The organism is Rhodothermales bacterium (genome assembly GCA_041391505.1).
Lineage (GTDB): Bacteria > Bacteroidota > Rhodothermia > Rhodothermales > JAHQVL01 > JAWKNW01.
The window spans coordinates 123,805-147,123 of the sequence record JAWKNW010000003.1; the positions used below are offsets into that span (position 1 = coordinate 123,805).

Sequence of the window (23,319 nt, forward strand, 5' to 3'; positions counted from 1 at the left end):
GTGAAGATACCTTAATGGATCCGAGGGGACGGGACCGAGTTTCTCTTCCCTTAAACAGAATTCGTTCGGCCAGACCGCACAATTCCCTTCGAACAACAGCCTGGATCCTGCTTCGAGTATCTCGCATCCTGCATCCCGGATTTCGCATCCCGGATCTCGCATCCCACACCCAGTACCCCATGTCCCAGATTCCACGCGAAAAAGGCATCTTCTGTAACCGTACCCTCAACCTGCGTAGCATCGAAGCGATTGGCTACGACATGGATTACACGCTCATCCACTACGACATGGCGGCGTGGGAAGAGCGTGCGTACGCCTACCTCAGGGAGGGATTAAAACGCAACCTGCACTGGCCGGTGGACGACCTCGCGTTCGACCCGGACCTCGCGATGCAGGGGCTTATCGTGGATACGCAGACGGGCAATGTCCTCAAGGCCAACCGGTTCGGCTATGTCAAGCGCGTGTTCCACGGCACGAAGCCGATGGACTTCACCCAGCAGCGGGATCTGTACCAGGGCACGCTGATCGACCTGCACGACGACCGCTGGAAGTTCATGAACACGCTCTTCTCGATCTCGGAGGCGTGCATGTACATGCAGCTGGTGGAACTGCTCGACGCCGGCAAGCTCCCTCCCTCGCTCGGCTATGAAAACCTCTACCGGCATGTCCGCGAAGTGCTCGACGAAGCCCACCTCGAAGGCCTGCTCAAACAGGAGATCATCGACCACCCCGAGCGGTTCGTCCAGCCCGACCCGGACGTGCCGCTGACGCTGCTCGACCAGAAGGAGGCCGGCAAAAAGGTGATGCTCATCACCAATTCCGAATGGAGCTACGCCGCGCCCATGCTGTCGTACGTGTTCGACCCGCACCTGCCCGGCACGATGACATGGCGCGACCTCTTCCACTACACCATCGTCGGCGCCCGCAAGCCGGACTTCTTTTCGAGTCGCTCTCCGGTCTTCGAGGTCGTCAACGAGGAAGGCCTCCTGCGCGAACACCGCCGGCCGCTGCAGGAAGGCGGCATCTACGTCGGTGGCAACGCCGCGCTCGTCGAGCGGTCCCTCGGCCTGACCGGCGAAAAAATCCTCTACGTGGGCGACCACATCTTCTCGGACGTCAAGGTGTCCAAGGCGCTGCTGCGGTGGCGCACGGCGCTCATCATCCGGGAACTGGAGGACGAGATCCGCGCGATCGACGCCTTCGAGGAGCAGCAGTACACGCTCTCGATGCTCATGCACCAGAAGGAAGAACTCGAGAGCGAGTTTTCGGCGCTCCGGCTGGAAAGGCAGCGTAACGTCCGCCAGTACGGCCCGCAGACGGACCGGAGCCCGGCGACCCTCGACGCGCAGTTGCAGGAATTGCGCCGGCAGCTCGTCGCCCTCGACGAGGCGATCGGCGAACTCGCCGTGGCCGCCGGAGAACTGCACAACCCGAACTGGGGGCTGCTCATGCACGCCGGCAACGACAAAAGCCACTTCGCCCGCCAGCTCGAACACTCGGCCGACATCTACATGTCGCGTGTATCCAACTTCCTCAACTACACCCCCTTCGTCTACCTCCGCTCGTTCCGCGGCAGCCTCCCGCACAGCCCGATGGATCAATCAGACTACTCTTCGCTCGCAAAATGAGCATCACACATCCGGCCTTCTGTACCGGCGGACGCAGAGCCGGCGCCCCATTTTACGATGTACGATCGAGCGATCCCACCCATTCCCAGGCCCGCGCCGCCGTTCCCAGCACCCCCATGTGATCGCTCAGGTTGGATATCACGATCGGAACGGGCTCGCCGACCGGGTAGCGGAAGATGTGCCGGTTGACATGCTGTCGTAGTGGTTCCAGAAACTGATCTGCGGCGAGCGTGGCCCCGCCGCAGAGGATGATGATTTCCGGCGCGTAGACATGCACCGCGCTGACCAGCAGCCAGCCGAGTTGCTCGATCCAGCGGTCGAGTTCGTCCCGGCAGAGCCGGTCGCCCCGCTCGACGGCTTGCATCACGCGCTTGAAGTCGACGCTCGTCGGATCCTTGAAGTAGGCGTCGCTCAGGCTCGACTCGATGCCGCGCTGGAGCGCGTTGCGGACGGACATCGCCAGCGCGGTGGCCGAACACAGCATCTCGGCCGTGCCCCGGGCCCCGGTGATGCACAGGTGGCCCTGGTTGGATTGCTGCACGATGTGGGACATCTGCGTCCCGAACTGGAGGTGCGGATCCCGCAGGATTTTCCCGTCGAGCCGGACGCCCGAACCGACACCCGTCCCGATGGTGATCGTCATTGCCCAGGCGTGATCCTTCGCGGCGCCATAGGTCGCCTCGGCATACATCGAGATGCGTCCGTCGTTGTCGGCGATGACCGGCACGCCGGCGGCGTCCTCGAGCAATTCGACGATCGGGAATCCCTCCAGCCCCTTCACCTTACCCGGTAGAAAGACAACCCCCTTGCGCGGGTCGACGGCGCCGGAAAACGCCAGTCCGATCGCCTTCGGCTGCTCCCCCATCGCCCCCGCGATGCGCTTGATCTCGTCGCGATAGGCTTTCAGGAGCTTCTTCGGCACCATGCCGTACCCGGATGGCATCACGCCGGCCGCCCGGATGCGTCCCGCACGCGTCACCGCGCCGCTCTTGAGCCGCGTGCCGCCGAGATCGAAGCCGATGACGTAATCGGAGGGGTTCAAGGTTTGAGGTTCGAGGTTTAAGGGGGATGATACGGGCAGGGGGATGCCTTTTGAACCGCCCTCGCGCTAGCGATACAGGTGGGCGAGGCTCTTCCGGTATCCTTCGTAAAACCGCTCGAGCTGTTCTTCGGCGGGGTCGTTGCCGATGAACTGGTGGCTGGGGAGCAGTTCGGGCTTGATGCCGCGGGCGAGCAGCTTTTCGGCTGTCTCGACGCGGAGCATGTTCATGATCATCCCGCCGGTAACGGTGGACGTCGGGCCGGTGCGCCATTCGAGGCCTTCGAGCTCCAGGATGCAATCGCCGGGCGGGCAGTGGTTGTCCAGCACGACGTCGGCGAGGTCGATGAGTTTTTTGCCGGAGGAATGCGCCGGCTTCGACTGCTCGCAGTGCGGCCGCGACACCATCGCGATGACGGGCATCCCGCGCTGTTTCGCCCCCATCGCCATCTCGACGATCAGCGGGCGGATGCCGCTCGTGGAGATCAGGATAAACGCGTCGTGCGGCCCGAACTTGAAGCCCTTGAGCAACTCCTCCGCATACCCCTCCACCTTCTCCAGATGGAGCGGTCCGCGCAACCCGTTCATCCCGATGATCGAGGCATGGTTCGATACGGCCAGTTCGACGAACGCCACGAAGCCCACGAAACCGCCCTGCCGCGGCGTGATCTCCTCGCACATCATGCGTGAATGGCCGGCGCCGAACAAAAAGACGAGCCCGCCTTTCTCGATGGCGTTTGCGCAGATCTCGGCCGCCCGGTCGATGTGGGGCTGCTGCGACGTTTCGATCTGGCGAAGCAGCGCCATGGTTTTATTGAAATAGTCCTGTCCTGCTGACATGGGTTGACAATGGATGAGGGTTTTACGGAGTCGCCGCGCGACGGACGCAAGGTACCGCAGCCGCCGGCGTCCGTCAAATGGCCGCATAGGGCTCACCATGCTGGCGGCGCAAAATCCTGCGTTTCTTACCCGTCGAATCGTACCATCGATTCGCCACCACAACCGCGGCACGCCACAACCCGCCCGGAGGCACAAGATTTTGCGTCTCTTGGTGGGGCGGCGTATGATTACTGCCTGTCCTCGGCTTGACTGGGGACCTGTCCCCAGCTCGACTGGGGGCCTGTCCTCAGCTTGATTGGGGACCCATTCCCAACCTGACTGGAGCTTGTCGCTAGCTCGACTGAGAACCCATTCCCAGCCTGATTTGCAGCAGTCCCCTCACCCGATCGAACGGATGCGTCGTTATTTCGTCTTCGCCCTCTTTCTGTCGATGGCCGCGCCGGCCTTCGCGCAGTCGCCCGACACCAACACGGTCGTCGACCCCGCGTTTTTACAGGCACTCACCTACCGCAACGTCGGTCCTTCGCGCGGCGGACGCGTCACCGCGGTGGCCGGCACCCGATCCCCCAAACCGACCCTCTATTTCGGGGCCACGGGCGGCGGCGTGTGGCGGAGCCGTAATCACGGACTGAGCTACCAGAACGTTTCGGACGGCTTTTTTTCGGTTGGATCGATCGGCGCCATCGGCGTCGCCGAGTCCGACTCCAACGTCGTCTTCGTCGGCACCGGCTCGGCGTGCATCCGGAGCAACGTATCGGCCGGCAAGGGCGTCTACCGGTCGCTCGACGCGGGCGAGACCTGGACCTTCGCCGGCCTTCCGAACGCCGGCCAGATAGGCGACCTCCTCATCGACCCCCAGGACCCGCAGCGCGTCTATGTGGCCGTCCTCGGCGATGCGTTCGGGCCGAGTCCGGAGCGCGGCGTGTACCGATCCGTCGACGGCGGCGAACATTGGGAGCGGGTGCTGTATGTGTCGGACAGCACCGGCGCCGTGGCGCTGGCCATCAATCCCCGGAAACCAACGGAGCTGTACGCCGCCATGTGGCGGGCGCAGCGCAAGCCGTGGACGATCGTCAGCGGCGGCTATGAGAGCGGGCTGTACAAGACGACCGACGGGGGCACGACGTGGAAGAAGCTGGAAAACGGCCTCCCTGCGGGCATCGTCGGAAAAATCGATGTCGACGTCTCGCCGGCCGACCCCGACCGGGTGTATGCGCTGATCGAGGCGGCCGACGGGCAGAGCGGGTTGTATCGATCGGACAACGCCGGCGAGCAGTTCGAGCGGGTTAGCACGCAGCTCAGCCTCCTGTGGCGGCCGTTCTACTACACCCATCTCACCGCCGACCCGAAAGACCCTGACGTCGTCTACGTCAGCAACGAAAGCTTTTTCCGGTCCGCCGACGGAGGCCGCACGTTTCAGTCCATCGGCACCCCGCACGGCGACCACCACGCGTTGTGGATCCATCCGGAGGACCCCGACTACCTGTTCCAGGGCAACGACGGCGGCGCGACGGTGAGCACCGACCGCGGCGTCTCGTGGTCGTCGATCTACAATCAGAACACGGCGGAGCTGTACCATGTCGTGGTGGACAACCAGTGGCCGTACTGGCTGTACGGCGAGCAGCAGGACAACACCACCATCGCCGTCCCCTCCCTCCCGCCCCAGGCGTCGCAGAGCCTGGACGCGCGGCAGCACTGGTCGGCCGTCGCCGGCTGCGAGACCGGGCCGCTCGCCATCCATCCCACCGACCCGAACATCGTCTACGGCGGATGCAAGGGGCGCTTCAGCCGGTTCAACCGGGCCACCGGGCAGGAGCAGCAATACTGGGTCTATCCGTATTTCAATTACGGCCACGCCGCCTCCGAAATGCCGTACCGGTTCCAGCGCACGGCGCCCATCGAAGTGTCGCCGCACGACCCGAAGATCATCTACACCGGATCCCAGTTCGTGCACCGCACCGCCAACGAGGGCGTCAACTGGGAGGTGATCAGCCCCGACCTCACCGCCGCCGAGCCCGACAAGCAGGGGTATTCGGGCGGCCCCATCACGCGGGACATCACCGGCGAGGAGATCTACAGCACGCTCTACCAGATTCGTGAGTCGCCGGTACGCGCCGGCGTGATCTGGACCGGTTCGAACGACGGCCTCGTCTACGTCTCCCAGGACAACGGCGCGACGTGGACGAACGTCACGCCCGACTCGCTCGCCCCGGGCGGACGCATCCAGACCATCGAGCCTTCTCCGCACTACGCCGGCCGCGTCTACTTCGCCGCCTACCGGTACATGCTGGACGACTGGCGCCCCTACATCTTCCGCAGCGACGACTACGGCGCCACCTGGACGCTCCTGACCGACGGCCGCAACGGCATTCCGGCCGATCATCCCACGCGGGTCGTACGGGAGGATCCGGACCGCGCCGGCCTGCTCTACGCCGGCACCGAGTTCGGGATGTTTGTCTCGTTCGACGACGGCGGCCACTGGCAGTCGTTCCAGCAAAACCTGCCCGCCACCCCGATCACCGACCTCCGCATCCACCGCGACGACCTCGTGATGAGCACGATGGGGCGGTCTTTCTGGATCATGGACGACCTGACGCCGCTCCGCACGCTCGTCCAGCCCGAAGCACTCCACGTCTACGCGCCGCGCGACGCCTATCGCATCCGCTTCTCGCCCCCGAGCGACCTGTTCGACGGCGCCACGCCGGAATACCCGACTTTCGGGGCCTCCATCTACTACGCGCTTCCCGACGAGCGGTACGAGCCGCTGTCGATCGACATCCTCGACGCCGCCGGCCAGACGATCCGCACCTTTTCGAGCGACACCTCCGCCGCCCCGCCACGCGACGCCGCCTTCCCGATGCACACCCACGCCGCGCGACCGGCCGAACGCGCCCGCCTTGAACGCGGCCGCGGACTGCATCGCTTCTCGTGGGATCTCGCGCACGCCGGCCCCGACGTGCTGCCCGGCCAGCGTCGCGGCGAATCGGGCCCGATGGCGGCTCCGGGGGCCTATACCGTCCGCTTCCGCCTCGGCTCGGAGACCGTGTCCGTCCCGCTGACGCTCCGTGCGGATCCACGACTGGCCGCCGATAACGTGACGCTGGCCGATATGGAGGCGCAGGTCCTGCTCATGAACCGGATTCGAGACCGAATCTCCGCCGTGCGCGATGGGATTAGCGAAATACGGGCGGTACGCAAGTCGTTGCAGGGCAACGACGAACCCCAGGCCCGACTGGTGCTGGAGCGCCTGTCTCAGATTGAAAACGCGCTGATCCAGACCGAGGCCGGCAAGGTAGGCGCGCAGCTCAAACCGATGCTGATGCGCCAGTTGACGTACCTCTACGACATGCTGTCCTACGCCGACCAGCGCCCCGGTGAAGATGCCTACCTGCGATTGACCGATATCGAGCGGGAATTGGAGCTTCACCTGGCTGAACTGAGACAGGTCGTGGACCACGAGACCCCATCCAGACCGGAGTGACGCACGATCTTGCGCCATACCCTCATCCCCACGCACGCCCGATCGCGCATTGAGCCGGCACGGTTTTAGTAAAGGTTCGATGAACCTCCTCCCCTCCGGATGCCGGCGCCCGTAGAGGCCGGCATACTACGCAACGCCCAGTGTTCGTTTGTACGATGATCACGGATGGCCGTGACGGCCGGCGTTGATGTTTTACGCATCCCTGTTCAAGATCGACCTTTGGCCGATAGGGGATCTCCCTCTCAGCCGTGGATACCATACATGCAGCTCTCCGATCCGATAGATCTCGACCCCATGGAAAACCGACTCACACCCAACGTCCTCGTCGTTGACGATAATCCGCTCCACCAGGAGTTGATGAAACACCTCCTCCGCATCCTCGGCTACCGCGCCGTGATCGTGCGATCCGGCGAGGAGGCTGTCGAAGCCATCTCCAAAGATAACTTCGTCATCGTCCTGACCGATGTGGCCATGCCCGGCATGGACGGCCTGGAAACAGCACGCCAGATCCGCAAGATCACCGGGTACGAAGAGCCGTGGATCATCGCCGTGAGCGCGATGAAATGGCCTAACGCCTACAACGAGTGTCTCGCCGCCGGCATGAACGACTACATGCTCAAGCCGGTGACGCTGGACGATCTCCGAAACACCCTCGCCCGGTACGAAGCCCCTTTAGCTAGCGCGACCTCGTAGGGTCGCGTTTTTTATCGGGGTCTCGCCCGATCGCGGCGACTTCGATGATGCGGAGTGGGGGGATGAGAGAAAACCTGGAGGCAACGCGCGTCGATGAATAAAACGCCCCCACGCTGAAGCATGGGGGCATAATGAAGATGCACGCTTTGAGCGGGCCACGAACGTCGCTCCTCCAAGCCGCCCCCATGCTTCAGCGTGGGGGCTACAACACAAGGCGCGGCGACTATCGATGGTGCGGAGTCGAGGCTCTGGCAAACCAGGAGACGACGCTCGTCGATGAATAAAAGCCCCCACGCTGAAGCATGGGGGCGTAGTGGAAATGCAGGCTTTGAGCCAGCCACGAACGTCGCTCCTCCGTGCCGCCCCCATGCTTTAGCGTGGGGGCTACAAATCAAGGCGTGGCCACGAACGTCGACTCCATGCGGCCCCCTTGCTTCAGCACGGGGGCGAACATCAAGACGCAAATTCGGGCTCAGGGCGACCTCGAGACCCTGAGGAAGCCGCCGGCCATCCTCACATCTCCGCCGCCACGCGCTCAACCTCACGCAGGACGCGCAGCAGGTTGCCCGACCACAGCTTCCCGATCTGCTCTTCCGTGTACCCGCGGCGGACCAGCTCCAGGGTCACGTTGCCCGACTCCGCCGCGTTGTTCCAGCCCGAGATGCCGCCGCCGCCATCGAAATCCGAGCTGATGCCCACGTGGTCGATGCCGATCAACTTCACGGCGTAGTCGATGTGGTCGACCACATCCTTGATCGTCGGGCCCGGATACTGCCGATCGATGGCGGCCATCTTCTGCTGGTAGCCGGCGCGCTGCGCGGCGCTCAGGTTTCGGAAAGCGCCCGGGCTGTCGATGCCGTACTCGGCGCGCAGGTCGGAGATGGCTTTGGTCTTCTCGGGCGAGTCCTTTTTGATGAAGGAATCAAGCGCCACGATATTCATGACGCCGCCCGTCTCCTTGAGCGCCAGCATCGCCTCGTCGTCCATGTTGCGGGGCACGTCGCATAGCGCCTTCACGCTCGAGTGGGAGGCGATGATGGGCGCGCGCGACACGCGGGCCGCGTGGATGGCGGCTTTTTTGGAGATGTGGGATACATCCACCATGATCCCCACCCGGTTCAGCTCGCGGACCACCTCCTCGCCGAAGGGGCTGAGCCCGCCGTGTTCCTCGCCGTTGTCGCCCAGATTTTCACGAGGGTTGGCGGAATCGGCGATGTCGTTATTTCCGTTGTGCGCCAGCGTCATGTAGCGGGCGCCGAGCTGCTGGTACTTCTCGATGAGCGAGAGGTCCTTTCCGACGACATAGCCGTTTTCGATGGCGATCAGCGAAACCAGCTTGCCGCTCTGGTGGATGCGCTCCACATCGTCGGCCGTATAAGCGATTTCGATCTCTTCAGGGTACATCTGCTCGGCCATGCGGTGGATCGCGTTGAACTTGTTCATGGCGTCCGCCTTCGCTTTTTCGTAGTTCTCGGGCGTGCGCTCCGTCTGGCCGACGTAGACGATAAAGGTCGCCACATCCAGCTTGCCCTCGCGCATCTTCGGGAGATCCACCTGCCGGCTGCCGTTGACCCCGGGGTCCACCTCCGGCGTCGCGAAGTTTTCCTCGATGTCATCGTGGGTGTCGAGCGTGAGGACGCGCTCGTGGATGCCGGCCGCGTAGGCGCGCAGCTGCGCCTCCGTCATGGACCGAACATCGGGGCCCTGCTGGGCAAAGAGGTTGCCCGACGTCACGAGCAGCAGGGCGAGCAGCAGAAAGGAACGGTATAGGAGGTTTCGCGAGGTCATCCGGTTACGAATGGCTGGTGGAGAAAAGCGATGCCCCAATATACCACACGCGCGCCTTGCGCGCGAGGCATCGCGAAACACGGCGCGGATGCGGTTATCTTTCGATAAATTTGAATATCTTGCCCCTCAGCACTGCTATGCTGTCGTACGCACCAAGTCATCCCCATCCAGCCAACCATGCGCACCCGCTTCCTATTCCTCTTCGCCCTCCTCCTCGCCCTCCCCGCCTGCGGCCCGCAAGGTGGCTCGGACACCGCGGCTCAGGCCGATGAAGTCACCGTCGGCGTTTCGCTGCTGACGATGACGCACCCGTTCTTCCAGAACCTGGCCGCCGGCCTCGAGGAGGAAGGCGCGAAGCACGGGATGAAGGTCACCGTGGTCTCGACCGAATTCGATGTCGCGAAACAGAAAGACCAGCTCTCCAACTTCATCGTCCAGGGCGTCGACGCGATCGTGCTCAGCCCGGCCGACTCGAAGGCGATCGGGACGGCCATCAAGGAGGCCAACGACGCCGGCATCCCCGTCTTCACCGCCGATATCGCCGCGCTGGCGGATGGCGTGAGCATCGTCACCCACATCGCGACGGACAACTACGCCGGCGGCCGGCTGGCGGCCGAAGCCGTCATGGAGGTGATCGGCACGAACGGCCAGGTCGCGATCGTCGACCACCCGGAGGTCGAGTCCGTCATCCAGCGCACGAAAGGATTTCACGACGTGATCGACGAGGCGAACGCGAAGGGCGCGAAGATCGAAATCGTCGCCCAGCTGACCGGCGGCGGCACGAAGGACCGCGCCTTCAAGGTGGCCGAGGACATCCTGCAGGCCCATCCGAACCTCGACGTGATCTTCGCGATCAACGACGACACGGCGCTCGGCGCGGTGGCGGCGATCGAGAAGGCCGGCAAGTCGGGCACCGTCCAGGTCGTCGGGTTCGACGGCACGAACGAGGCCCGCAAGGCAATCCGCGACGGCAAGATCTACGCGGATGTGATTCAGCATCCCCGGCAGATCGGCGAGATGACCATCAAATCGATCATGGGCTATATGGCCGGCGACGCCATGCCCGCCGAGCAGCTCATCCCGGCTACCCTCTACCGGAAAGCCGACGCCCAGGCCGACCCGACGATCGCGGAATGACCATGGCGGCAGCGGATGGGGCGCCCCTCCTGGCGATGGAGGGCATCGACAAGTCGTTTCCCGGCGTGCACGCGCTGAAGGGCGTCCGGCTGGACCTCCGGCGGGGCGAGGTGCTGGCCGTCGTCGGGGAAAACGGCGCCGGCAAAAGCACGCTCATCAAGGTGCTCGCCGGCGTGCACCAGCCGGAATCGGGCGAAATCCGCATCGACGGCGTCGCACAGCGGTTTGCGACGCCCCTGGATGCGCAGCGGGCCGGCATCGCGGTCATCTACCAGGAATTCAACCTCATTCCCGGCCTCACCGCCCGCGAAAATATCCTGCTCGGGCATGAAAAAACCCGCTTCGGATTCTTTTCGAAGAAAGAGGAGCAGCAGACCGCCGAGGCGCTCTTCGCCCGGATGAACATCCGCATCAACCCGGACGCCGTCTGCTCCACCCTGAGCGTCGCTCAGCAGCAGCTCGTCGAAATCGCCAAGGCGCTCTCGCTCGGCGCCCGGATCCTGGTGATGGACGAGCCGAGCGCCACCCTCACCAACCAGGAGGTCGAAACCCTCTTCAACATCATCCGCGACCTCCAGCGGCAGGACATCGGAGTGATCTACATCAGCCACCGGCTCGATGAGATCTTTACGATCGCCGACCGGGTGACGGTGCTGCGGGATGGATCCTACATCGACACCCGCCCGGTGGCCGACGTCAACCGCGACGCCCTCATCGAGATGATGGTGGGCCGCTCCATCGAGAACGAATTCCCGAAGGTCAGCCATCCCGTGGGCGACGTGCGGCTGGAGGTGCGCGGGCTCGCGCGTACGCTCGAGGAGCCCGGCGTGTCCCTCGCGATCCACCGGGGCGAGGTGCTGGGGTTGACCGGACTCGTCGGCGCCGGCCGGACCGAGCTGGCCCGGCTCATCTTCGGGGCGGACCGCGCCGCGAAGGGCGAGGTCCTCCTCGACGGCCGGCCGCTGCTGATCCGCAATCCGAAGGACGCCATCCGCCAGGGCATCTGCCTGCTCACCGAGGACCGCAAGGCGCAAGGCCTCGTGCTCGGACTGTCCTCGCGCGAGAACTTTGCGCTCCCCAACCTCGGCCACTGGTCGAGCCGCGGCTTCATCGACCGGAAGGACGAACGCGATCAATTCGCGCGGTATATCGACAGCCTCAAGATCAAGCTCTCCAACCAGGACCAGATCGTCCGCAACCTCTCCGGCGGCAACCAGCAGAAGGTGCTGCTGGCGCGGTGGCTGGAGTCGAACTCGGACGTCATCATCTTCGACGAGCCCACCCGCGGCATCGATGTCGGGGCGAAGTACGAGATCTACCTCCTCATCAACGAACTCGCGCAGGCCGGCAAGGCGATCCTCATGATCTCCTCCGAATTGCCCGAGGTCCTCGGCATGAGCGACCGGGTGCTCGTGATGCACGAGGGCCGCATCAGCGGCGAAATCACCGACGTCCGCCGCGCCACGCAGGAAGAGGTGATGGCGCTGGCGGTGGCGTGAGCTTGGTTGGGTTGGGGAGTTTGGGGGGAGTATGGGGGGGGGTGGGAGTATGGCTGTAAGTACCTATTTTTCGTACTCAACCATCCGCTCGCACCCCGACCCCTCCACTCCTCCACACCATACCCTCAGACTCCCAGCCCTCAACCACCCATACTCCCAAACACCCACACTCCCAAACACCCAGACTCCCAACCTCCCACACCTGCACCATGCCGAACCAGACCGTCACCGACTTCCTCACCCGCTACGGCATGGTCGCCGTGCTGCTCGCGTTGTGCCTGTTTTATTCGTTCATGACGATGGCCGAGCAGAACCCGCGAGGCGAGGACGCGGCGGCGGCGATCGCGGACGACATCCGGGAGGCGGCCGGCAGCGGGCAGGTGGTCATCGTCGCCAAGACCAACACGGAGCACCGGCAGTTTGCGGAAACGCTCGAAGCGACGCTGCGCGCATCCGGCACCCCGATCGCCGGCGTGATCTCGGGTGAGCCGCCCGAAATCCGCGAGGCGCTGGAGGCCCTGGCGGCCTCGGGCACACCGGTGACGGCCATCGCGACGCCGCAGGACTACGCCACGATCGTCGGCAACGTGACGTCGCGGATACCAGCGCTGGCCGGCGCCACCATCACGGCGCCCCGGAGCTACCGCTGGCCGACCTTCCTGCTGGCGAACAACCTGCGCAACGTCGCGAACCAGATCGTCGTGATCGCCATCCTGGCGGTGGGGATGACGATGGTGATCATCACAGCCGGCATCGACCTGTCGGTGGGCAGCCTCATCGCCCTCTCGGCCGTCGTGGCGGCGTGGCTCATCCGCAACATGGGCGGCACGGAGGCCTCGTTTGGCGCGATGTTCATCGCGTCGCTCGCGGCCATCCTGATGTGCGGGCTCGTCGGGGTCGCGACCGGTCTCACGATCACCCGGTTCAAGGTGCCGCCATTCATCACCACGCTGGCCGTGATGCTCGTCGCAAGCGGGTTCGCCTACATCATCTCGCGGGGCGAATCGATCTACGAGATCCCCGACTCCTACGTATGGCTCGGCCGCGGGGCGGACCTGTTCTCGATCCCGAACGCCGTCATTCTCATGGCGGTCATCTACGTCCTCGCGCACATCCTCATGACGCGCACCACCCTGGGCCGGTACATCTACGCCGTGGGGGGCAATCCCGAAGCCGCCCGGCTTTCGGGCATCCGCGTAGACAGCGTGCTGCTGTTCGTGTATACCGTGTGCGGCATGCTCGCCGGCCTCGGCGGCATCGTCCAGGCCTCCCAGCTCAAAAGCGGCGCGCCGACGTACGGCCTGCTGTACGAGCTGTACGTGATCGCCGCCGTCGTCGTCGGCGGCACCAGCCTGTCCGGCGGCGAGGGCCGCATCATGGGCACCCTCGTCGGCGCCTTCATCATCGCCGTCATCCAGAACGGGATGAACCTCACCGGCGTCGAGAGCTACACCCAAAAGGTCGTGCTCGGCCTCGTCATCCTCGGCGCGGTGCTGCTGGACATGATGAAGAAGCGCAAATGACGCTGTCATTTGAGGTTCAACAATCGATGCTCCATGTCCAAGGATCAAAGTTCAAGGCGCCCATCCTTCTCCCTTCATTTCTGACCGCCTTGAACCTTACACATTGAACCTTAAACCTCGAACGGCGAACGCCCTCCGCGTTCGCTCCTCCTACGGCGCACCGCCGCTTGCGCCACACGCTTAAGTAAGCGACGCCTAACGTCGATACTCCCGCAGGTCATAGGCGGCTACTTTTCTGTACGCGTTTCGCGCAGGGGCTCCTCTCCGAATCCTCACTCTGGCCCTTCAATTCCCCCGCGCAACGCAGTCGCTTCGTTCGTCACTTCCTGCCTGTCTCGTACTCATGCTTCCACGTTTTACGCGGAGCGCGTGGCGCATTGCGGCCATGCTGTGCCTCGTTGGCGCCGTTGCCGGCGGCGCGTACCGATTGATCCCCTACGGACTCGACGCCCCGGCGCCGGTCGGCCGGTTTCTCAACGGCGCCTTCCCGTCGACCACGCCGCAGCCCGGCGCCAAGGCCGTGAGCTGGCGCGCGACGCCGGCGTTCCCGGACGTCGCATTCACCGACGCCATGGCGATCGCGCCGGTCCCGGGTACCACCTACCTCTGCGTCGCCGAACGATCCGGACTGATCTGGTTTATCGAGAACGATCCCGCGACACGCCTCCGACTCCTCGTGGCCGACCTGCGCGACCGCGTCGAACTGCCGCGCGACGGGGGGTTTATGGGGATCGCCTTTCACCCCCATTTCGCCGCCGCCGGCACGACGGGCGCGGGCGAGGTGTTCGTCTCCTACAATGCCGTCGGCGGGACGATGCGGCTCAGCCGGTTCACGATGGCCTCCGCCACCGTGCTGGATCTGCACAGCGAGGAAGTCATGATCGACCTCAGCCGGCATGGCGGCGACACCCACTTCGGAGGAAGCCTCGCATTCGGTCCGGACGGGATGCTCTACGTGCCCTTCGGCGAGGCGGAGAAGCGGATCGAGGACGCGCAAACGATCTCGGACAACCTGCTGGGCGGGATCTTGCGGCTCGACGTGGACCGGGACCCCGCACGCAGCCACCCGCCGCGCCGGATGCTTCCCCAGGCCTATCCGGGCGAACGCTCCGGCATCGGCTACTGGATTCCGAACGACAACCCCTTCGTGGATCCCGCCGGCGGATCGATGGAGGAATATTTCAGCATCGGCCACCGCAACCCGTGGCGGCTGAGCATCGACGGCGTGTCCGGCCGCATCTGGGTGAGCGAGGTCGGCCACCTCCAGCGCGACGAGTTCAACGTCATTGAAAAGGGCGGAAATTACGGGTGGTTCATGCGCGAGGGGTCGACCGAGGCCCGGCTCGCGGCCGACGAGCAGCCGGCGCCGCCGGCGCAGGTGCTCGGCACCTTGCGGGAGCCGGCGCTCGACGCGCGCTTCGGCGTCGTCAGCGGCGGCGTAACCTACCGTGGCGCGGCCCTTCCCGAACTCTACGGCAGGTACATCGGCTACGCCGGCGGCCTCGTCGCGCTGCGCTACGACGAGGCGACGGGCAAGGCGACGGCCGAAACGCTCCTCACGCCGGCCCAGCTCCAGCTCCCCTATGCCTTCGGCGCTGACCACGCGGGTGAACTCCTGTTCGTCGAGGGCGGCGAAAACAAACCCATCCTGCGCCTCGACCGTGTAGGCGCCTCCGGCGACGAGCCGCCGGCGTTGCTCTCCGAGACCGGCGCGTTCAAGGACCTCGCGACGCTCGAGCCGGCCGACGGCCTCATCCCGTACGCCCTGATCGCCCCGTTCTGGTCGGATGCCGCGATCAAGTCGCGCTGGATGGCGGTCCCGAACGACGGCACGCACGACGCGGCGGACGAGCAGATCACGATCCAGGACGACGGGATCTGGCGGTTTCCGGTAGGCACGGTGCTGGTGAAGCATTTCGAGATGGATATGGACGAGACGAGCGAGGCGGACGCCCCCCGCCGGCTCGAGACGCGCTTCCTCGTCCACGGCGAAGACGGGATCTACTACGGACTGACCTACCGGTGGAACGAGGCCGGCACCGACGCCGTCCTGCTCGCCGACAGCCTCGTCGAAAACCTGGCCATCCGCGGCCCGGAAGGCATCCGGCTCCAGCCCTGGCTCTATCCGGCGCGCACCCAGTGCGAGACGTGCCACGGCTCCGCCGCCGGCTTCACGCTCGGCCCGCGTTCGCATCAGCTCAACGCCGACCTGCGGTATCCGCAGACGGGCCGCGTCGCCAACCAGCTCGCGACCCTCAACCATCTCGGCCTCTTCAAGACACCGCTCGACGAAGCCGGGCTGGCGACGGCACTGACCGCCGCGGCGCCGGGCGACACGTCGGCGTCCCTCGAGCAGCGCGCGCGCTCGTACCTCGACGCCAACTGCAGTTCCTGCCACCGCCCCGGCGGCGTCGGTCGCGCCCTGTTCGATGCCCGGCTCGCCACACCGCTCGCGGATGCCAACCTGATCGACGGCTATGTGCTCAGCCCGATCGGCATCCCGGACGGCGTCGCGATCGCGCCCGGGGATACCGCGCGTTCCGTGCTGTATCGGCGCTTGAACAGCCTCGATCCCCTGATCGCGATGCCGCCGCTGGCGAAGAGCCGGATCGACACCGCCGGCGTAGCCCTGCTGGCCGCCTGGATCCAGTCGCTGGGAGAGGATAATGAACACCCGGTGGCCGTGCAGACCGAAACGCCGCTGCATTTCGGGATCCGGGGCGTTTTCCCGAATCCCGTGGCGGGCGCGGCGACGGCGGTGATCGAACTGCACCGGGCGGGGCCGGCGACGGTGGATGTGTTCGACGGGCTCGGTCGGCCCGTGCGCCGGCTGATGAACGAATCGCGCGCCCCGGGCCGGCATGAGCTCCATCTCGACGCCGGCGGGCTTTCGGCGGGCGTCTATTACCTCGTTCTCGAGGCCGACGGCCGGCGCGAGACGCGCCCGATCACCGTGGTGCGCTGAGCGCTGAGCCTCGGGCATCCCGAAAACGAAACACCTGTCGGGGAATGAAATGTTAAGATGACGTAATTTCTTCTCTCGCTGCCGATCCGAGGGCGCAGAAGATCGTATTTTAGGTTCGCCAATCACCCCTAACCCGTTTGCCTACAAGGAATTGAATGATGAAGGAAAAAACGGTGCTGTTCCTTGCGCTCGTCCTGTTGTTCGTCGTCCCGGCCCGTGCCTATGCCCCTCAGGTAGCCTATCACCGCTACGATGCACCCCGTTTCGACGACAAGAAGGACAAACGCCCTGCGGACAAGGCATGCACCGCCGGCGATCCTGACCCCTGCGACAAAAACGCCATCCCGGCCATCTTCTTCGATTGCGCCGCGTGCGACCAGCTCTACCTGAAGCAGGAAATCAACTTCGTCAACCACGTTCGCGACAAGGAAATGGCGGATGTGCACGTCCTGATCACCAACATGCGGACGGGCAGCGGCGGGCAGGCGTATACCATCAACTTCATCGGCAAGGGGCGATTCCAGGATTTGCAGCAGACGCTGATCTACAACAGCCTGCAGACCAACACGGCCGACGAAGTCCGCCGCGGGCTGACGCACCAGATCCTGCTCGGCCTGATGCCCTACCTCGCGCGTACGCCGGTGGGATCCCAGCTGCAAATCGGCTACAACGGAAAAGAGTCGATCGAAGTCCAGCCGGTGGACGATCCGTGGAACTTCTGGGTCTTCCGGATCAACGGCAGCGGCTACTTCGACAGCCAGGCCTCGCGCGACATCTACCAGATGAGTTCATCGGTCACTGCCGACCGGGTGACGGAAGACTGGCGGATCCAGACGCAGGTGTACGGCAACCGCGACTTGCGGCGTTTCAAGGATGACGAGGAGACCATCGAAAGCAACTCGGAGCGCGCCGGCGCGTGGGCCTCGATCGTCAAGAGTCTGTCGGAGCACTGGTCGCTCGGCGTCTCCGGCTCGGCGAACAGGTCGTCCTTCAACAACACCGATCTGGGGCTTTCGACCGGGCCGGCGGTGGAGTACAACATCTACCCCTACGACCAGTCGACCCGCCGCGAGTTCACGTTCGCCTACCGGCTCTCCTACACCTACCAGGATTATACCGAGACGACGATCTTTAACCAGGACGAGGAGTCGCTCCTCCGCCACAGCCTCGAAGCCCGCCTGCGGCTGAAGGAAACGTGGGGCGAGACGAATGCGCGGCTGCTCGGGTCACAGTACATGCACGACCCGTCCAAAAACCGGCTCGAAGTGTCCGGCAACATCTCGCTCCGCCTGACGCGCGGTCTCTCGGTGCGGCTGGCCAGCGGCCTGGAGTTCATCCACGACCAGCTGTACCTCCCGAAGGGCGAGACCAACCTGGAGGACCTGCTCCTCCAGCAGCGGCAGCTGGCCACGACCTACCAGTTTAGCAGCTCCATCGGCCTCAGCTACACGTTCGGCTCGATGTACAACAACGTCGTCAACACCCGGCTTTAGGGTCCACCGGTCCACGTTGCTGGTTCCAGAACGTAGTACCTGTAGCCTCGTGCCGTGACCGCTGAACGGTCCACGGCGCCGGACAGGTTACCCGGACAAACATTCATCATGCGCCGGCGCGGTCGAGGGCACCGCGCCGGCGCATGTGCGTATGAGGTGGCTGTCATCGCACCGCATCCTGTAACCTTCCTCCCATTTCCTTGAGCGACAACAAAATCATTTTCTCCATGCTGGGCGTGGGCAAGATCCACAAACCCAGCAAGCAGGTACTCAAAAACATCAACCTGTCGTTCTTCTACGGCGCGAAGATTGGTGTGCTGGGTCTCAACGGCGCCGGCAAGAGCACCTTGCTTCGCATCATCGCCGGGCTCGACAAGGACTACCTCGGCACGATCGAAACCAAAAAGGGCATCACGTTCGGATACCTCTCCCAGGAGCCCGAACTGGACCCGGAAAGCACCGTCCGCGCCATCGTCGAAGAGGGGGCCTCGCGCATCGTGGGCCTGGTGAAGGCGTACGAGGAGGTGAGCGCGAAATTCGCCGAGCCCGACGCCGACTATGACGCGCTCATGGCGGAGCAGGCGAAGCTGCAGGACCAGATCGATCACGTCAACGGCTGGGACATCCAGAGCAAGCTCGACATGGCGATGGACGCGTTGCGCTGTCCCCCGCCCGACACCCAGATCAAGGTGCTTTCCGGCGGCGAGCGCCGGCGCGTTGCCCTCTGCCGGCTGCTGCTCCAGGAGCCCGATGTCCTCCTGCTCGACGAGCCGACGAACCACCTCGACGCCGAGTCGGTCTCCTGGCTCGAACAGCATCTGGCCCGGTACCCCGGCACCGTCATCGCCGTCACGCACGACCGCTACTTCCTCGACAACGTCGCCGGCTGGATCCTCGAGCTGGACCGCGGCCAGGGCATTCCCTTCGAGGGCAATTACTCCACCTGGCTTGAATTGAAGGGCAAGCGCCTCGCCCTCGAAGAAAAGCAGGCCTCGAAGCTGCAGAAAACCCTGGAACGCGAGCTGGAATGGATCCGGACGTCGCCCAAGGGCCGGCACGCCAAAAGCAAGGCCCGTATCGCCTCGTACGAGAAGATGGTGGCCGATCAGCAGGAGAAACGCAACGAGGATATGGAAATCCCCATTCCTCCGGGACCGCGCCTCGGCAACCTCGTTATCGAGGCAACGAAGGTCTCCAAGGCGTTCGGCGATCGCCTCCTGTTCGAGGACCTCAGCTTTGCGCTGCCTCCGGGCGGCATCATCGGCGTCATCGGCCCCAACGGCGCCGGCAAGACGACGCTCTTCCGGATGATCACCGGGCAGGAGACGCCCGACAGCGGATCGTTCCGGCTCGGCGAGACGGTGAAGCTCGGCTATGTCGACCAGAACCGTCCGCTCGACCCCAACAAGACCATCTGGGAAGAGATCTCCGGCGGCATGGAGCTGTTGCAGGTCGGCAACCGGGAGATGAATTCGCGCGCCTACGTCGGCCGGTTCAACTTCGCCGGCAGCGACCAGCAGAAGCGCGTGGGGCAGCTCTCCGGCGGCGAGCGCAACCGCGTCCACCTCGCCAAAACCCTGCGCGAGAGCTGTAACGTCCTCCTGCTCGACGAGCCGACGAACGACCTCGACGTGAATACGCTCCGCGCCCTCGAAGAAGCGCTGCAGAACTTCGTCGGCTGCGCCGTCGTGATCTCGCACGACCGGTGGTTCCTCGACCGCATCGCCACGCATATCCTCGCCTTCGAGGGCAACAGCGAGGTGACGTGGTTCGACGGCAACTACTCTCAATATGAGAATCACCGCCGCGAGGTGCTCGGGATCGAGGCGGACCAGCCGCACCGCATCCGCTACAAAAAGCTCGTCCGCTAGTCGTTCAGCGCCTCCCTGGCGCGAACCGCCGGGCTCCTGGCTCCGTTCGGAGGGATTCTATCAGGCATGTGCCGTTTCCAGCGTGAAGCGGCACATGCTTTGTTTATATAGAGCCGTTACATCGATCGCGTCCGCAATTTTACCGCCGGCTCGACGAACGAGACGAATAGAATACATCCCCCTCTATCCTATCCGTCCCCCCGCGTCGCAGGGTCTGCCTGCCGCCATCTGCCGTACCTCTCGTTTTTGGACGGAACCCGATATGGAATCGAACGACAAGCCCACGCGTCCTCCGCTGGAACTCGTAGCCAACCACCTGTTTACCCCGGCGCACCCGTCCAACTCGGTCGTCGCCGCCACGGTATCCCCCTCCGGCTACGACGCGATCCGGGCGTTTTTCAAGGCGCTGCCCGGCAGCTGCCGCACGCCCTTTATCGTGCTGTCGAGCGGGACGGGCAATGGCCCCCGGCTCGACGAGTCGCAATTCGACGTTCCGCATCTGGAAACGATCGTGCTCAAGGGACGGGAGAAGCTCCGGCCCGGCTGCATCTACCTCGTGCCCCAGGGCAAACACATAGCGGTGCGCGACAACATCGTGCAGATCGTCGCGCCGGCCACGCTCGACACGTCGCAGCTCCCGCTCGACGCCATCTTCCGTTCGCTCTCCCAGCTCGAGAACACGCAAACCATCGCGCTCCTGTTCAACGACGTCTTTACGGACGGCATCGCCGGCCTGAAGCAGCTGCGCAGCGCCGGGGGGCTGATCTTCCAGGCGACGCCCCGCCAGAGCGACGAGGACGACGTGCTGGGGCTCGAGGTGCGCACGCTGGTCGATGCCGTCGTATCCCCGCAGCAGATGGCCACGCTGCTGGCGGGCTATCTGAAGTCGCGCTCGTCGGCGGAGTCGACCCGGGCGGTATTGTGGCGGGATGAGAAGGAGACGCAGATCCTCGAACAGATTTTCGAGATGCTCGAGAAAGAGCACGGCATCAACTTCGGCGTCTTCAAGCCGGCGTTCCTGGAGGCGCATTTCGCGCAGCGGATGGCCATTCATCAGGTGTCGAGTCTTTCGCAGTACATCGGCATCCTGAAGTCCTATCCCGCGGAAACAGGCTTTCTCGCCAAGCGCCTGTTGTTTCGGAACGCGTCGTTCTACAAGCAGAGCCGCATCTTCCAGCGCATCAAGGAGACGCTGCTCCATCGGATCATGGAGATGGGCTCGTCGCAAGGCACCTGCCGGATCTGGGTGCCTGAATGCGCGAGCGGCGAGGAAGCGCTCATGCTGGCCATCCTGCTGCATGAACGGGCTTCCAAGAGCATGTCGTCAACGAAGCTGCAGGTCATCGCGACCGACAGCGACATCGAGACCCTCGCTTTTGCCCGCAAGGGCGTGTACGGACTGGGCATCGCATCGCACCTGCCGGCCGTCTACATGGATCGCTATTTCCGGCGCGACGGCGAGCGGTATATCGTTTCCGAGGAGTTGCAGAAGATCATCCACTTCTTCTCGCACAACACGCTGATGACGCCGCCGCTGAACGGCCTGCACGCCATCTATTGCAGCGAGGTCTTCGCCCGGCTCAACGACGCGATGGCGCATCAGGTAGCGAACCAGTTTCACGAAGCGCTGGCGCCGGGCGGTTTCCTCATCCTCGACCAGCCGGACGCGCCCGCTCCCGAACCGGCGGGATTCGTGCCGGTGAACGGGGCCGGCTTCATTCTACAGAAAAAAACGAATATGCCCCTCTTCGCCCCGTCGACACCGAAGCCCGTCGATGCGGAGCCTGCCGGAGAGCCGGACGAAGCCGTCGAGGACATGGTGGAAATCGAACTGACCGATTCGGAAGTCGCCGCGATCGAGGATCCGCCGGCCGAGCCCGCGGAAGCCGAGGCCATCGAACTGCTGGAGGTTCATCCCTCCCTGCTGGTCGATGCCGATGGCCGCATCGTCGAGCAATACGGTCCGGTCAGCGAGTTTCTCGAGCTGCCGGGCGACAGCCTGCGCGTCGATCTGGTCGATCTCGTGATCCCGGATATCCGCGCGGATCTGAAGGCGGCGCTCGAGCAGGCGATTCAGCGCAACAAGACGTTTAAATCCAAAGCCATCCCCTTTGAAATCAACGGGGAAACGAGACCTGTACAGCTTCAAATCCGGCCCGTGCCCCTCAACGATGGGGCATCGACCGGCGCACAGGTAACATTTTACGACGCAGGCGCGGGCGACCGTGAACGGACCGAAATGGATTCCAACAAAAGTGTGACCCATGCCCTGGAGTCGATGGAAAGCGACCTCGCGCAGCTCAAGTCGAGGCTGCACGCGATGCTCCAGGACATCCAGAAATCCCGTGAGGAACTGCGCGTCGAGAACGCCGGCCTGCTCGAACAGGCCGACGAGCTGCGCCGGCAGATCGACGAGCTGACCCAGCGAAACGGCGACCTGACCGACACCAACAAGGAGCTGCTGGCGCTGAACCGCGACCTCGTCAAGAAGGTCGAGGAAATGCGCAAGGGCCTGCAGCAGGCCGCGCGCCGGCCCGAGCCGGCCCCGGCACCGGTCTCCGAACCGGAGCCGCTCCTGAAGACACCCCTCGGCGGCCTGCTCTCGAAGAAGCATGAGATCCGGACGGCGCTCACGTCGATCATCGGCTTCGCCGACCTGCTCGCCGAGCGGCTGCGCGACGAAAACAAGGAGCTCGCCCAGTACGTCGGCGCCGGCGGAAAGCAGCTTTCCGATGCGTTATCCGTCCTCCTCAACCAGGAAGACGACGCCCCGCCGCCGCCTCAGGTCAAGAGCCACGACATTCAGCTTACGCCCACCAAGACGGCCCGCCTCCTCGTGGTGGACGACAGCATCGACACCCGCCGGCTGCTGGCGCTCGTGCTGGGCGACCGCTTCGAGTGCGAGATGGCCTCGTCCGCCTCTGAAGCCATCGAAAAAGCGCGGCAGGAATACTTCACCGCCGTCCTGCTGGACATCAACCTCGGCAAGGACGCCTCCGGCGTGGACGTCCTGCACCACCTCCGCGAACTCCAGCACTACCAGAACGTCCCGTTCATGGCCGTCACCGCCATGGCAACGCCGAAGGATCGGGCGCTCCTCCTCCGCGAAGGCTTCGACGCCTACATGCCCAAGCCCTTCCACAAAACGGCCCTGCTGAACACGCTGGACCAGATCCTCTCCCAGAAGTCGATGAATTAGGGTAGATCTTTAGATCTACCCGTATCCAGAATCTCGCTGGTCTGACGCACCGTTGCCCTGGGTCAACGGATGCACGATGCACGATGCAGGATCTTCGGGGCCTGCATCCATACAGATCTACCCGTTTCCTTAACCTGATCCAGGATCTCGCTGGTCTGACGCA

13 protein-coding genes are annotated in these 23,319 nt (G+C 64.4%); 10 read left to right on the forward strand and 3 right to left on the reverse strand.

Translation table 11 applies throughout. The annotated features are described in order from the left end of the window. The first annotated feature begins 179 nt into the window (after positions 1 to 179). Positions 180 to 1,628, forward strand: a complete 1,449-nt coding sequence (locus R2834_04105; protein MEZ4699493.1) for an HAD-IG family 5'-nucleotidase — start codon at positions 180 to 182, stop codon at positions 1,626 to 1,628. A 52-nt stretch (positions 1,629 to 1,680) separates the two neighbouring features. Here R2834_04105 and R2834_04110 read toward each other — a convergent pair whose 3' ends face one another. Together R2834_04110 and R2834_04115 are read right to left on the reverse strand one after the other, a co-directional pair. Beyond that, positions 1,681 to 2,670 (reverse strand): ROK family protein, encoded by a 990-nt coding sequence (locus R2834_04110; protein MEZ4699494.1) that lies wholly within the window; start codon positions 2,668 to 2,670, stop codon positions 1,681 to 1,683. A gap of 66 nt (positions 2,671 to 2,736) precedes the next feature. Further along, complete coding sequence (locus R2834_04115; protein MEZ4699495.1) at positions 2,737 to 3,507, reverse strand: SIS domain-containing protein; 771 nt, start codon at positions 3,505 to 3,507, stop codon at positions 2,737 to 2,739. A 394-nt stretch (positions 3,508 to 3,901) separates the two neighbouring features. On the opposite strand from R2834_04115, the gene R2834_04120 reads away from it, so the two are divergent. Together R2834_04120 and R2834_04125 are read left to right on the forward strand one after the other, a co-directional pair. Then, positions 3,902 to 6,988, forward strand: coding sequence for a glycosyl hydrolase (locus R2834_04120; GenBank protein MEZ4699496.1), 3,087 nt, complete (start codon positions 3,902 to 3,904; stop codon positions 6,986 to 6,988). Positions 6,989 to 7,282: 294 nt separating this feature from the next. Beyond that, on the forward strand, positions 7,283 to 7,681 hold the full coding sequence (locus tag R2834_04125; protein ID MEZ4699497.1) for a response regulator: 399 nt from the start codon (positions 7,283 to 7,285) through the stop codon (positions 7,679 to 7,681). Positions 7,682 to 8,194: 513 nt separating this feature from the next. On the opposite strand, the gene R2834_04130 is transcribed toward R2834_04125, so the two are convergent. Further along, positions 8,195 to 9,469: a dipeptidase gene (locus R2834_04130; protein MEZ4699498.1), complete on the reverse strand. Its 1,275-nt coding sequence runs from the start codon at positions 9,467 to 9,469 to the stop codon at positions 8,195 to 8,197. Positions 9,470 to 9,646: 177 nt separating this feature from the next. On the opposite strand from R2834_04130, the gene R2834_04135 reads away from it, so the two are divergent. From R2834_04135 to R2834_04165, 7 genes are all read left to right on the forward strand, one after another. After that, positions 9,647 to 10,606, forward strand: a complete 960-nt coding sequence (locus R2834_04135) for a substrate-binding domain-containing protein (GenBank protein MEZ4699499.1) — start codon at positions 9,647 to 9,649, stop codon at positions 10,604 to 10,606. Further along, the gene (locus R2834_04140) at positions 10,603 to 12,105 is read left to right on the forward strand and encodes a sugar ABC transporter ATP-binding protein (GenBank protein ID MEZ4699500.1); all 1,503 of its coding nucleotides are present in this window, start codon (positions 10,603 to 10,605) and stop codon (positions 12,103 to 12,105) included. The genes R2834_04135 and R2834_04140 overlap by 4 nt, the downstream gene beginning before the upstream one ends. 209 nt (positions 12,106 to 12,314) lie before the next feature. Next, positions 12,315 to 13,628, forward strand: coding sequence for a hypothetical protein (locus tag R2834_04145; protein MEZ4699501.1), 1,314 nt, complete (start codon positions 12,315 to 12,317; stop codon positions 13,626 to 13,628). Between the two features lie 343 nt (positions 13,629 to 13,971). Continuing rightward, positions 13,972 to 16,593 (forward strand): PQQ-dependent sugar dehydrogenase, encoded by a 2,622-nt coding sequence (locus tag R2834_04150; GenBank protein MEZ4699502.1) that lies wholly within the window; start codon positions 13,972 to 13,974, stop codon positions 16,591 to 16,593. 155 nt (positions 16,594 to 16,748) lie between these two features. Beyond that, positions 16,749 to 18,086: a hypothetical protein gene (locus R2834_04155; protein MEZ4699503.1), complete on the forward strand. Its 1,338-nt coding sequence runs from the start codon at positions 16,749 to 16,751 to the stop codon at positions 18,084 to 18,086. 200 nt (positions 18,087 to 18,286) lie between these two features. Beyond that, on the forward strand, positions 18,287 to 19,957 hold the full coding sequence (gene ettA, locus R2834_04160) for an energy-dependent translational throttle protein EttA (GenBank protein MEZ4699504.1): 1,671 nt from the start codon (positions 18,287 to 18,289) through the stop codon (positions 19,955 to 19,957). A gap of 262 nt (positions 19,958 to 20,219) precedes the next feature. After that, positions 20,220 to 23,156 carry a CheR family methyltransferase gene (locus R2834_04165; GenBank protein ID MEZ4699505.1) on the forward strand — a complete coding sequence of 979 codons (2,937 nt, stop codon included), beginning with the start codon at positions 20,220 to 20,222 and terminating at the stop codon, positions 23,154 to 23,156. Positions 23,157 to 23,319 lie beyond the last annotated feature (163 nt).

What these genes read in the sequence shown, in the direction of transcription:
- R2834_04155 (MEZ4699503.1), top strand. Translation starts at nt 16,749, where the DNA reads ATGATGAAGGAAAAAACGGTGCTGTTCCTTGCGCTCGTCCTGTTGTTC.
- R2834_04120 (MEZ4699496.1), top strand. Translation starts at nt 3,902, where the DNA reads ATGCGTCGTTATTTCGTCTTCGCCCTCTTTCTGTCGATGGCCGCGCCG.
- R2834_04135 (MEZ4699499.1), top strand. Translation starts at nt 9,647, where the DNA reads ATGCGCACCCGCTTCCTATTCCTCTTCGCCCTCCTCCTCGCCCTCCCC.
- R2834_04165 (MEZ4699505.1), top strand. Translation starts at nt 20,220, where the DNA reads ATGGAATCGAACGACAAGCCCACGCGTCCTCCGCTGGAACTCGTAGCC.
- R2834_04125 (MEZ4699497.1), top strand. Translation starts at nt 7,283, where the DNA reads ATGGAAAACCGACTCACACCCAACGTCCTCGTCGTTGACGATAATCCG.
- R2834_04105 (MEZ4699493.1), top strand. Translation starts at nt 180, where the DNA reads ATGTCCCAGATTCCACGCGAAAAAGGCATCTTCTGTAACCGTACCCTC.
- R2834_04130 (MEZ4699498.1), bottom strand. Translation starts at nt 9,469, where the DNA reads ATGACCTCGCGAAACCTCCTATACCGTTCCTTTCTGCTGCTCGCCCTG.
- R2834_04145 (MEZ4699501.1), top strand. Translation starts at nt 12,315, where the DNA reads ATGCCGAACCAGACCGTCACCGACTTCCTCACCCGCTACGGCATGGTC.
- R2834_04150 (MEZ4699502.1), top strand. Translation starts at nt 13,972, where the DNA reads ATGCTTCCACGTTTTACGCGGAGCGCGTGGCGCATTGCGGCCATGCTG.
- R2834_04115 (MEZ4699495.1), bottom strand. Translation starts at nt 3,507, where the DNA reads ATGTCAGCAGGACAGGACTATTTCAATAAAACCATGGCGCTGCTTCGC.
- R2834_04140 (MEZ4699500.1), top strand. Translation starts at nt 10,603, where the DNA reads ATGACCATGGCGGCAGCGGATGGGGCGCCCCTCCTGGCGATGGAGGGC.